11 protein-coding genes are annotated in these 12,030 nt (G+C 35.3%); 4 read left to right on the top strand and 7 right to left on the bottom strand.

All coding sequences use genetic code 11. From position 1 onward, the window contains the following. Nucleotides 1-12 precede the first annotated feature (12 nt). Nucleotides 13-888, bottom strand: coding sequence for an aminotransferase class IV (locus tag GWK10_RS01850; protein WP_164029193.1), 876 nt, complete (start codon nucleotides 886-888; stop codon nucleotides 13-15). Nucleotides 889-999: 111 nt separating this feature from the next. Here GWK10_RS01850 and GWK10_RS01855 point away from each other — a divergent pair, with 111 nt between their 5' ends. Beyond that, the gene (locus GWK10_RS01855; RefSeq protein WP_164029194.1) at nucleotides 1,000-2,304 is read left to right on the top strand and encodes a carboxypeptidase-like regulatory domain-containing protein; all 1,305 of its coding nucleotides are present in this window, start codon (nucleotides 1,000-1,002) and stop codon (nucleotides 2,302-2,304) included. A 385-nt stretch (nucleotides 2,305-2,689) separates the two neighbouring features. Here GWK10_RS01855 and rimO read toward each other — a convergent pair whose 3' ends face one another. Then, entirely contained in the window at nucleotides 2,690-3,994 is a 1,305-nt protein-coding gene (gene rimO / locus GWK10_RS01860) for a 30S ribosomal protein S12 methylthiotransferase RimO (protein WP_164029195.1), read from the bottom strand. A gap of 230 nt (nucleotides 3,995-4,224) precedes the next feature. Between rimO and GWK10_RS01865 the strand changes: the two genes are divergently transcribed. Next, the gene (locus GWK10_RS01865; RefSeq protein ID WP_164029196.1) at nucleotides 4,225-5,829 is read left to right on the top strand and encodes a carboxypeptidase-like regulatory domain-containing protein; all 1,605 of its coding nucleotides are present in this window, start codon (nucleotides 4,225-4,227) and stop codon (nucleotides 5,827-5,829) included. Here GWK10_RS01865 and GWK10_RS01870 read toward each other — a convergent pair. The 5 genes from GWK10_RS01870 to GWK10_RS01890 form a co-directional block, all read right to left on the bottom strand. Further along, the gene (locus GWK10_RS01870; protein WP_239540664.1) at nucleotides 5,826-6,602 is read right to left on the bottom strand and encodes a DUF2911 domain-containing protein; all 777 of its coding nucleotides are present in this window, start codon (nucleotides 6,600-6,602) and stop codon (nucleotides 5,826-5,828) included. The two genes, GWK10_RS01865 and GWK10_RS01870, sit on opposite strands and share 4 nt — an antisense overlap. Before the next feature lie 68 nt (nucleotides 6,603-6,670). Continuing rightward, the gene (locus GWK10_RS01875) at nucleotides 6,671-6,952 is read right to left on the bottom strand and encodes a hypothetical protein (RefSeq protein ID WP_164029198.1); all 282 of its coding nucleotides are present in this window, start codon (nucleotides 6,950-6,952) and stop codon (nucleotides 6,671-6,673) included. Beyond that, nucleotides 6,953-8,611, bottom strand: a complete 1,659-nt coding sequence (locus GWK10_RS01880) for an amidase family protein (RefSeq protein WP_164029199.1) — start codon at nucleotides 8,609-8,611, stop codon at nucleotides 6,953-6,955. 1 nt (nucleotide 8,612) lies between these two features. Continuing rightward, nucleotides 8,613-9,605 (bottom strand): alpha/beta hydrolase, encoded by a 993-nt coding sequence (locus GWK10_RS01885; RefSeq protein ID WP_204263068.1) that lies wholly within the window; start codon nucleotides 9,603-9,605, stop codon nucleotides 8,613-8,615. Nucleotides 9,606-9,858: 253 nt separating this feature from the next. Continuing rightward, a complete protein-coding gene (locus GWK10_RS01890; protein ID WP_164029201.1) occupies nucleotides 9,859-10,794 on the bottom strand; it encodes a peptidylprolyl isomerase in 936 nt (311 codons plus the stop codon). Nucleotides 10,795-10,937: 143 nt separating this feature from the next. On the opposite strand from GWK10_RS01890, the gene GWK10_RS01895 reads away from it, so the two are divergent. Continuing rightward, nucleotides 10,938-11,561: a Crp/Fnr family transcriptional regulator gene (locus tag GWK10_RS01895; protein ID WP_164029202.1), complete on the top strand. Its 624-nt coding sequence runs from the start codon at nucleotides 10,938-10,940 to the stop codon at nucleotides 11,559-11,561. A gap of 159 nt (nucleotides 11,562-11,720) precedes the next feature. Continuing rightward, nucleotides 11,721-11,927, top strand: coding sequence for a YgaP family membrane protein (locus tag GWK10_RS01900; RefSeq protein WP_164029203.1), 207 nt, complete (start codon nucleotides 11,721-11,723; stop codon nucleotides 11,925-11,927). Nucleotides 11,928-12,030 lie beyond the last annotated feature (103 nt).

Consider the following 12,030-nt stretch of genomic DNA (forward strand, 5'->3'; position numbering starts at 1 on the left):
GGGATCTTTTTGTTACCTTACTTTTTTAATATATGCCCGCTTGAGCTTTGCATAGGCGTATTGAACCCGCATTGTAATGCTATTTTTAAAATTGATATCGAACTCATGATCATCAATTTTATGAATTCGAGCAATTTGCGTTGAAGTTCCGGTTAAAAATGCTTCATCCATAGTTTTTAACTCACTATACGCAACAGCTTGTTCTGTAAAAGGAATACCTAGTTCATTACATAGCTCAACAACCTTTAAGCGGGTAATGCCATTTAGAATATGGTGATCCGCTGGATGGGTGAATACCCTACCATTTTTCACAAAAAAGGCATTACAATGAGAGCCTTCGGTAATGAGACCATTTCGCACCATAATACTTTCATAACAGTTGGTATTTATGGCTTTTGTTTTTGCCATGACATTCCCCAATAAAGATGTCATTTTAATATCACACCGATGCCAGCGATTATCAGGGGTAGAAATTGTGTCTAAAAATGTCTCATTAATATCGGTAACTTCCCTATTAATTGCATACATAAATACCGTTGGAGAAATACTTTTATTGTATTGATGACCGCGCATAGCCACTCCTCTACTTATTTGCACATACAGAAAAGCTGAGTTCTTTGCTACTTCTTCATGTTGAAGATATGTACGTATTCTCAATTTTAATTGCGCAATATCAGAACTCATGTCTAAGGCTTTCAAACTTCGTTGTAACCGATTCCAATGGGCATCTTCAAACAAGATAACGCCATTAACTATAAGCAGTCCTTCATATACACCATCACCAAAATTAAACCCACGATCAAAAACTGATATCTTAGCCTCGCTTGTTGGAATAACTTCGCCATTTAGGGACACATAGGCAGGAAAATCGGAATTAAATTCTAACATTCTTGTTTGTTGATTAACAGCTTTTAACACGACAAAGTTGTAATCATCTTTTTAAATGAGTAACTTACATAGTTGATAAAACTGCTGAAAATAGATGTAAAAATACGAATTATGACCACCAAAAAATCAATTATCAAACAGCTGTACGGCTTAAGTATGGTGTTATGCCTAGCTCTAGGTATTAATCATACCGCCTTTGCACAAGATCCAGTTCAAATAGCTCCTACAGTTGCCTTTAATCAATATAAAGGCACTGTGGTAAATAGTTCTAATAACGCCCCCTTAGTCTTTGCCTCATTAACGGTAAATGGCACTAATATTAGCACCATAACAAATAGTGAAGGTGAGTTTGCACTTAAAATCCCCAAGACCTTAACTGCCGGTAAAATAACCGTTTCCTTCTTAGGCTTTAAAACAAAAGTATTAGACATTCAAGATCTCAAAGAAGAAAAGACGAAAATTAAACTTGAAACATCTGTTACCGAACTTAGTGAGGTTAATATTTCTGTACCAAAAAATGCAAGAGAACTTGTTAGGAAAACCCTAAAAAATCGCGGAACCAATTATGTTAATGATCCTACAGTAATGACTGCTTTTTATCGGGAAACTATTAAGAAGCGTCGAACGAACGTATCATTATCAGAAGCGGTAGTAAATATTTACAAACAACCCTACACGTATTCTCGCAAAGACGCGGTAAAACTTTACAAAGCAAGAAAAAGTACTAATTATAAAAAATTAGATACCGTGGCGCTCAAATTACAAGGTGGTCCTTTTAGTACCTTGTACCTCGATATAATGAAGTATCCTGAATATGTATTTACAGAGGATATGTTGGAATACTATACCTTTTCGTTTGGAAGAACTACATCGATCAACAATCAACCAGTATATGTTGTAAATTTTAAACAACTAGAAACATTAAACGAGCCACTATACTATGGCACCTTATATATTAACCCTGAAAATTATGTCTTAACGAGTGCCATCTATCATTTAAATCTTGAAAATGAGAAATTAGCATCGGCAGCCTTTGTAAAAAAGAAACCTCGAGACGTAACTGTTATTCCTACGGAAGCTTCCTATCGTGTTGATTATAGAAATAAAAACGGAAAATGGCACTACGGTTATGGCAATGTTCAACTAGAGTTTAAGGTAAACTGGCGTAAAAAGTTGTTTAATTCTAGGTACAAACTTTCATGCGAAATGGCTATAACAGACTGGGAAACCAATACTGAAAATAATTACTTAAAACCGCGAGAGCGTTTACGTCCTACTGTCATTATTGGTGACGAAGCTTCTGGTTTTTCTGATCCTGAATTTTGGGGGGAGTACAACGTAATAGAGCCTGAAAAATCGATTGAAGCAGCAATTAAAAAAATACAACGCAAGCTCAAAAAAATAAAAGACAGTTAGTCAACAATCGTTTTCTATAAAATAATTTAAGGCCTCATTTTAAAATGAGGCCTTTTTTATGCTTTGATTTACGCGCTTTTGCGATTAAAGAAAATGCAAGCGACGCTCTGACTTATATTAACTATTTAGCCGATAATTCTCCCAAACCCAATTTGATATTTCTAGACATTAATATGCCGGGCGTGAGTGGATAGGATTTTCTGGAGGAATACTAAGCCTTACCTGAAAATAAAAAGGTAAAGATTATAGTTGCAATACTTACGACCAGTTTAAATGTTGATGATGAGAAAAAGGCTCATAAATATGAAGATGTGAAAATTTTCATGAAAAAACCATTAACTCATGAGGAATTGGAAGAAATAATCAATAACTATTTTAACTATTTCTAGTTACTAGGCTTTCCTATTAGATCAAAATCAGTAGCTTCCGTAATAGTAATCATTGCATAATCGCTGATTTTCAAATAGTGCTCAGTAGCATCTATCAAGACTTCATTATCTACATCAGGGGAATCATATTCGGTCCTACCTACAAAATGATTCCCTTCTTTTCGATCGATAATACACTTAAAGGTCTTACCTATTTTTTCTTGATTAAGTTCCCACGAAATCTGGCTCTGTATTTCCATAATCTGATTAGCCCGATCTTGTTTTACATCCTCGGGCACATCATCTTCTAAATTATAAGCATGTGTGTTTTCTTCATGGCTGTAAGTAAAACAACCTAAGCGGTCAAAACGCATTTCGCTAACCCAGTCCTTAAGGGTTTCAAAATCCTCTTCTGTTTCACCCGGATAGCCAACAATTAATGTAGTACGAATTGCCATTTCAGGCACCATTTCTTTAAACTGTTTCAACAGCTTAGTTGTCTTCGCTTTTGTGGTGCCACGACGCATACTTTTTAATATAGGGTCGGCAATGTGCTGTAACGGAATATCGATATAATTACAAACCTTAGGCTCATTTTTAATCACTTCTAGCACGTCGACAGGAAATCCAGTTGGGAACGCGTAGTGTAGGCGAATCCATTCGATTCCTTCAACTTTGACCAAAGCCAATAAAAGTTCGGCTAGGTTTCGTTTTTTATATAAATCAAGACCATAATAGGTTAGATCTTGGGCAATCAAAATAAGTTCTTTAACACCATCCGCGGCCAGTTTTTCTGCCTCGGTAACTAACTCTTCAATTGGCGTTGAGCGGTGTTTACCCCTCATGATAGGAATAGCGCAAAAACTACATGGCCGGTCGCAACCCTCCGCTATTTTTAAATAAGCGTAATTTTTTGGTGTAGTTGTTAGGCGTTCGCCAATTAATTCGTGTTTGTAATCGGCACCTAAAGCTTTCAATAATAGCGGTAGATCTGTAGTACCAAAATATTGGTCAACATCAGGAATTTCTTTTTCAAGATCTGGCTTATAGCGTTCGCTTAAACAGCCTGTAACAAAAACCTTATCGACAGCTCCTTCTTCTTTTTTAGAAACATATTCTAAAATAGTATTAACACTTTCTTCTTTGGCATTGTTAATAAAACCACAGGTGTTTATAACTACAATATTTCCTTCTTCTTCATGCACAACCTCTTTATTATTTGCCCGTAACTGGCCCATTAGCACTTCGCTATCATATACATTTTTGCTGCAACCTAAGGTTACGACATTTATTTTGTTGTTTTTAAGAGATTTAGTGCGCATTACAAGTCTTTTTAAAAGGTGTGCAAAATTAGGGTTTTGAAAAGTGTTTTTTTCATAAAAGATGGCAAAATTAGTATGTTTGATTAATTGAGTCCAAAAATGTATTGCTATTATCAAGACAGACAAAAATTTAACAGAAGCTTACTAAAATCTTAATGCTATTTTATTGAAAACCATCACAATGTTTATTAATTTGATATTCATTTAAATCAAAAAATTTATTGTATTAAATGACTTCGTCGATCAGAGCTTTACGTGCATACTCCATTATAGTTTTTTTAGTACAGTTTAACTTTTCAATTGGACAGCAAATTGAATTTATCAACGGAAAATTAGTTGACTCTAAAGATGCTACTTCTATTCCATTTGCTACTATCAAAATTAAAAACAAATCAAAAGGGCTGATTAGCAATCTCGACGGTGGATTTAGAATTCCTTACGAACTTGTTAGCTTGAAAGATACTTTGGTAATATCTTCTATGGGCTATAAGACAAAGGAAATCCCTTTAACCGACCTTTCTAAAAATCAAATTAATTATATACGTCTTAGTGAAAAAGTAGAAATGCTGGCAGAAGTGGTTCTTATAGACTCCAAAATTCGCAAAAGACTCAAAGCTAAAGAGATTGTTCGAAAAGCTATAAAAAGAATTCCTGAAAATTTTCCATTTGAGCCATTTTCATACATTGGTTATTATCGAGATTATCAATTAAAAGACAGTAAGTATCTTAATTTAAAAGAAGCGATATTAGAAGTATTTGATCCTGGGTTTGGTTTTGAGGATCTGAAGAACACACAAACTAAAATATACAACTATAAAACAAACATTGATTTTCCAATTGATACGCTAGCAGCTAAACCGTATGACTATATAAATAGAAGTAAAATCATCAACAATGCCACCTTAGACGGACAGGGAGGAAACGAATATACCATACTTCGTCTGCATGACGCATTGCGAAATCACAACATAAACACCTATGATTTTATAAATCGTTTGGACATAGATTTAATTAAAAATCATAGACTTAAATTAAGCTATGAAACTTCGTTAAATGATATTCCTTTATATGTTGTTAACCTCATTAAAAATCAAACTCCTTATAAAGTTCAAGGTAAAATCTTCATAAGTAAAGGCGATTTTCACATATACAAACTGGAATATAATGTTTATGATACTAAAAATAATAAAGGTCAAAAACAAAGCAATAGCTTCAAGGAGGCTAATGAAAAAATTCCAGGAAAGCTTCTATATCAGATTATTGTGGAATATCAACTCCATAAAGACAGAATGTATCCTAATTATATATCCTTCAATAACTCATTTGAAGTTTTACAACCGCCAAAGTTCATTCCCGATACTGTAAAAGTTAATCATGACAAGAAATTTTTTGAAGTTGTATTTAATAATCCCCCTGTACCGAGTAGTGCAAGGAAAAAGAATAGGTATCGGTTATGGTATCAAGGTATTTATCTAGCCATAGATAGTATTGTGACAAAAAATAAGAGTGTTCGATTATATCCCAAACAAAAAAGCTGGGTTTTTGACAGTAAAAGAATTCAATCACAGCGAAAAACAACAAATAAGGGTATTACCCTCGAAGTGAAAAACGTAGTAGACATTTACGGAAATGAGGTACATAAATCTGAATCTACTTCCTATAGCCAATTTAGAGAGTTTTTTGTGCAACAGTTAAATTCAAATAACTTAAAATCTACAGATGGTCATTTTATGCTAAAAACTCGTCCTTTACACAAAAATCAGGCTATAGTTGCACCAAAAAATTTAACTGGGTATTGGATGAATACTCCACTTAAAAGCAATAAGAACAACTAAAGTAGTTTTTGCAATTTTTCAATATTCTTTTGATTCATCCTAACAAACTCATCTTTGCCAAGTGAATCAGCAATTTTAAGTGAGGCTTTAGCTTCTTTAATTGCGTTTTTATAGTCCTTTTTTTTCTCTAGAACCAAAGATCGAATACGATGAATATAATAAGTTCGTCCACCAAGTGTCTCAGCTTTATCTAACCATTTTAAAGCCTTAATTAAATCGTGGTCCTGCTCTTGATAATATCTAGCCGCCTGGTAATAACTCATTGCTGTCGGATTGTCTTTCAATAATGTTTTAATCCGACCAAGCATCATTTCATGTGTATCAACCTTAATAGGAATACTAACCTTGGTATGTTCCCAGATCCATTCCATTATTCCGCTATTGTGATCTAAATGATTTAGGGTGATTAAAAAGGTCTCTTGAAAATCAGCAGTTTTTTCGGGTTTTATTTGAATTCTGAACGCGTCCTCTTGCGGCTTGTAGTCGGTACGCCCGTCACCCCAATGAGTCAGATTAGTATGAAAAATAACTTCCCAATATTCCTTATGAGGTATAGCATACAGAACATAAGTTCCTTTTTTTAATAGATGTTCTCCTATTGTAATATCATGAGAAGTAGTGAACTTGGTCGATTCATTAGCACCTACTCTCCAAATGCGATCATAAGGCATCAAGTCTCCAACAATGTTCCTTCCCCTTGCGCTTGGTCTTGAATAATCTATAGTAATAGTGACTAAGCCTATTTCTTGTTTTACCGAAGAAAACGGACTCATTTTAGGATGTGTAATTTGGGATATGGAGACTTGCCATATCAACATAAAAACCAAAAAACATATATATCTTAACTTACCCATTCTTGAATTAAATGTACCAAACGTATTTCATAAAAACGCAAGGCCGAGATTAGTACAATCGATAGTATTACAAAAATGCCGCTGAACTTCTTTTGCTTTATTTGATAAAAAGCTAGTCCTCCCAATATCAATAAAAGAGCTGCCAAAATCAGATTTGGGACGAGCCAAGCGCCACGAAAAATAGCGCTTATTTTAAGTAAGCCCATAAACAAGCAATAATAAGCCACGATTCTCGTAATCATGACAATAGCTCCTTTCATTTTATTCATCTACTGATATTTTTTAGGGGTCTTACGTTCCTTGCTTACTTTTTCATACGCGCTACCAAGTTGTAATAACTTTTCTTCTTCAAACTGTTTTCCTATAAACGTTAAGCTCATCGGCTCACCACTTTCCTGATATCCCATAGGAACTGTTAAGGCTGGGTACTTCGCGACGGCAGCATAACCCGCATGATAATTATTTATAGAAAGTACTGCATCTACCTTTAAATCATCTAATGCAGTATTAAAGAAATTACGACCTAAAGCTTCTAAATTTGATTTTATCACATTTAGTTCTTCAACCGTTGTAGTATCGCTTACAATACCTTCAAACAATTGCTGCCCGTAAGGTGCTCTTATTAGGGAATCTTGTTTATTGAAATTCACGACATCTTTGACCGATTTATATGATAAATCCTTATTTCCGTAATCAGCAAAATAATAAGGTAAGTCTATTTTCATATCAATATTCAACAAGGTAATAAAACCAGATAATCCTGGACTACCTGGATCAAATTCAACCAGCTCGGCTCCCGCTTTTGCTATTTTATCTAATGCAGCTACGTACAAAGAGTCTTCCTTCAAAGCTTTTATAACGCCAAAACGTTTTCCTTTTAGATCGGCATCTTCAATTTCTTTTAAATTCACTTGAATAGACTCTACTGTACTAGAATCTGCCTTGTCCTTGCCTAACATAGCATTAAGCAAAATGGCATTATCAACTACACTTTTTGTCATTGGGCCTGGAGTGTCTAAAGTACTAGAAATAGGCACTATTCCTCCACGACTTAACTTACCAATTGTTGGTTTTAAACCGACAATACTGTTTTTACTTGATGGTGATAAAATCGATCCGCTTGTCTCGGTACCGACCGTAGCTACTGCATAATTGGCTGCTCCTGCTACTCCACTACCTGAGCTCGAGCCCCCACTCTCAAACTGCATACGCCCGTAGGGATTCATTGTTTGTCCACCTAGCGCGCTATAGCCTAAAGGACAACCGCTACAAAAGAAATAAGCCCATTCACTTAAATTCGCCTTCCCTAAAATAATCGCACCACTTTCCTTTAATTGCTTAGTGATGAACGCATCATCAACCATATTATCTTTTAGCGCAACCGCTCCTGCTGTTGTCGGAATTCCTGCTAATCCGATATTATCCTTGATCAAAATCGGCATTCCTTTGATCGAGTAAAGGTCCATTGCTTCTGCATCCAAATTTTCATCTAGATCTATTGCAATACGAACCGCTTCCGGATTTAAAGCAATAACCGCATTTAATGACAAAGTGTTATCACTTTCAAATTGACGAATTCGGTAAATGTAAAATAAGGTCAACTGCTCATAGGTCAATTTCCCTTCTTTTATACTTTTATTAATTTCAGGAATTGATTTTTCAAGTATGTACGGCTTTAATCCTTCATATTCCGCAGCTGAAAAGTATGACAACTCGGTAATAAAAGGTTCCCAAATACTATTCTTATCTGTGACAACTGAGTTTACCAACTTATAACGCATTCGTTCGCTTTCGTGCTCTTGCTGAGCAGCAAGATCAACAGACTCGTCATAAGCTTCCCAAATGACAGCTGGTTCTTTTTGTTTTACCTCCTTTTTGCATGCGATCAAGAGGGCAAAAACGGTAAATACTACTAGTAGTTTTTTCATTTTATAGTTGAATTTCTTTTTTAATTGGTTTCAGACTTAGGGTGGCCTCGAGATACTCGATCGTCCTATTTTTTACACTCTCAAAATCTTTACTTGTAATATGCGAAGTCATTACATGGTCATTGACATTGGCAAATGCCTGTTTACTTTTTAGTGTGTTTTTAGTTCCTAGCTTTCCATACATGTCCAACATCGCAGAAACCGAAACTACTTTATCCTGATTTTCTTCATCTCGATAGTAATATCCCATAAAAACAGGCTGTTTTATAGCACCAAAGACATCCTCGTTCATCGTATCATCAATCAACGCCTGCAAATGAGTCAAAGCTTCTACTCTGTATTTTGTTGTCCAATATTGCCGTTTGATAGAATCGGCTTTGAATGAAAAGTAGTCCCCTCCTTGCACCAATCGAACCAATTGTAACCCCCAAGGTCCTGATAACAATTTAGACGAACTATCATAGATTTCAACATTTGGAGAATACAATAATAAAGCCTCGATATCAGGATGCTCACTAGCTAACCACAAACCGATAGTACCTCCTGTTGAAGTGCCCATAACAATTACCTTTTCTCCTATTGTTTTTGCAACAGCTAAGGCTCTTTTTGCACTATTCAAATAATCGGTAGCAGTTAGATTGAGCATTGGCTCCCCTTCATTTAAACCATGGCCGGCAAGTCGAGGTAAATATAAATTGGCTCCATATCGTTTTGCCATTTGTCGATGTAAGGGCGCGCCTTCTTCATGGCTTGCAGACCAACCATGGAAATACACAAAACTATATTTAGTTTTTTTAGGAATTGAATCAAACCACACGATGGTAGATTGATTGTCAATTTTTACTTTTTCATTTGATTCTTCCTGGCTATTTATCTCATTTTCTAATTGTAGAAGATCTGTTGTTAGCTCAGGTAAATCCGGATTTAATTCTGGTTTTTCTACCCGTGGACCGAGAAAATAAACAAGAGCCAAAAGCGCTATGAGAATAAGCAAAAAACGAAAAGTCTTCTTTAAAAACCGCACTTGGAAGTAGTATTATTTTAGGTGTTTAAAGATACTGCTTAGAATTTGAAATAGGAATGCGTTAACAACATTAATTAGGCGGCTTGACAAGCGGAGTCTATATGATCTCAACCTAACAGTAAGCTTTTGGATACAGCAATAAAGACTTTATGAAACAAAAAAGCCAAGAAACCAGACTGAAAATAGTCCTGTTTCTTGGCGCTAACTTTTTGCTTCTTGGTCCTTATTTAACAGCAACCAATTCTACGTCAAAAACGAGGTTTGCATTTGGTGGAATTACACCGCCTGCACCACGCTCACCATATCCTAGATGACTTGGGATTACTAAACGAGCTTTATCACCAACTTCTAGTAGTGCGATACCTTCGTCCCAACCAGCAATTACCTGACCTACGCCTAAAGCAAAATCAATTGGTTGGTTTCTTTTAAAAGAAGAATCGAATACAGTCCCGTCATCTAACTGTCCTTTATAGTGAACCGATACTGTTTTTCCTTTTCCAGCTTTTACACCAGAATTTCCTTTTTGAATGATTTGGTAACGAAGTCCGCTATCAGTTCTTTCAAATCCGGCAGATAATTTATCTAAAGCAGCATTTTGAGCTTGAACCGCTGCGGCTAAACGAGCTTCACGAGCACCTTCAAAAGTTCTAAATGCCTCAATAGCATTAAACGCTTCTGCAGAAGCACCAACACGAACGATTTCAATACTATCAATAGTATCTCCTTGTGCAACTGTATCTACAATATTTTGTCCTTCAATCACATTACCAAAAACAGTATGCTTACCATCTAACCAATCAGTAGCGATATGAGTGATAAAAAACTGACTTCCGTTTGTTCCTGGACCCGCGTTTGCCATCGAAAGCATACCAGGGCCGCTATGTTTTAAATCAGGATGAATTTCGTCATCAAATTGATATCCAGGACCACCTACTCCACTTCCTTGTGGGCATCCACCTTGGATCATAAAATCAGGAATCACCCTGTGGAATTTAAGTCCATTGTAATATGGTGTGCCTTGAGGTTTTACATCATTTTCTAAGTTTCCTTCAGCCAACCCAACAAAATTACCAACTGTACCTGGTGTTTTTTCAAATTCTAGATTTACCAAGATCTCCCCTTTAGAGGTATTGAATTTGGCATATAAACCGTCTTGCATTTTTCTATTTTTAAATTGGGTGCAAAGGTAATTAATTCTGAAGTTTTCATTGTTGTTTTGAAAGTAGATTGTAGTAAATGAGAATACTAAAGTAAATTAGCATTTATAAATTCGTAAAAAATAGGATTACTAATGCGTATTTGATGAAACAGATTGCGAATAAAATAGCGTTTTTAGGTAAGGCTTTAGCTGACGAAATATTGCATGCGGCCATTGTTAAGCAAATACCTAAGGCCACAGAAATTTTAAGAAAAGATCAATATATTAATGTAATTCCATTTGTGGTCGAAGGACTTGTTAAGGTGATCTCTAGATTTGAAGAACGAGAACTGCTTTTGTATTACATTCAACCAAAAGAAAGTTGTATAATGTCTTTTTCAGCAGGATTGTACAATCAACCAAGCAAAATATATGCGGTTACTGAAGAGGATTCTACGCTACTTTTATTACCTGTAGAAAAGGTGAGAGAATGGATAAAAACATATCCCAAACTCAATGAGTTATTTTACCAGCAATACAACGAACGTTATGTCGATCTCTTAACTAGCATAGAGCAAATTTTGATTAGCAAAATGGATAAACGACTATATGACTATTTAAAAGAGAAAGCGAAAGTAACGGCAAATAACGAGTTGAAAATTACGCACAATCAAATAGCAAACGAATTAGGCACTGTACGCGAAGTAATTAGCCGAGTATTGAAAAAATTAGAGGTAGAAAACAAAATTAAACAGTCATCACAAACCATAAAAGTACTTTCGGCGTGACTTTAGTCACTTCTTTTTAGCAAAATCGAGACTACTTTTGTTTAGTAAAATGGATAAAAACAAGATAATAAAGCTAGGTTTAGTGTGCATAATTTGCTTGGGCATTATTTATGGAGCCGTTTTACTTTTAACCAATGTGTTTAACTAAAATTAATTATTATGAAAAAAAACATGGGAACTACGGATAAGATTGTTAGATTGCTAGTCGCAATCGTTGCGGCCGTTTTGTATTTTACAGGAACGGTAACTGGAACATTGGGAATAGTACTATTAGTGGCTGCAGGAATATTTTTACTAACTAGTTTGGTTAGTTTTTGTCCGCTTTACGCTCCTTTTGGTATTAGCACCTGTTCAGTAAAGAAGTAGAGTCGAATCCCCTGACTATAAATATGAATCGATTCGGGCTTTAAAATCGATTTGTACTAAGAAAAACCCAGGTATATCCTGGGTTTTTCGATTAGTACTATTC

The sequence above is a fragment of the Spongiivirga citrea genome, from assembly GCF_010671565.1.
In the GTDB taxonomy this organism is placed as follows: domain Bacteria; phylum Bacteroidota; class Bacteroidia; order Flavobacteriales; family Flavobacteriaceae; genus Spongiivirga; species Spongiivirga citrea.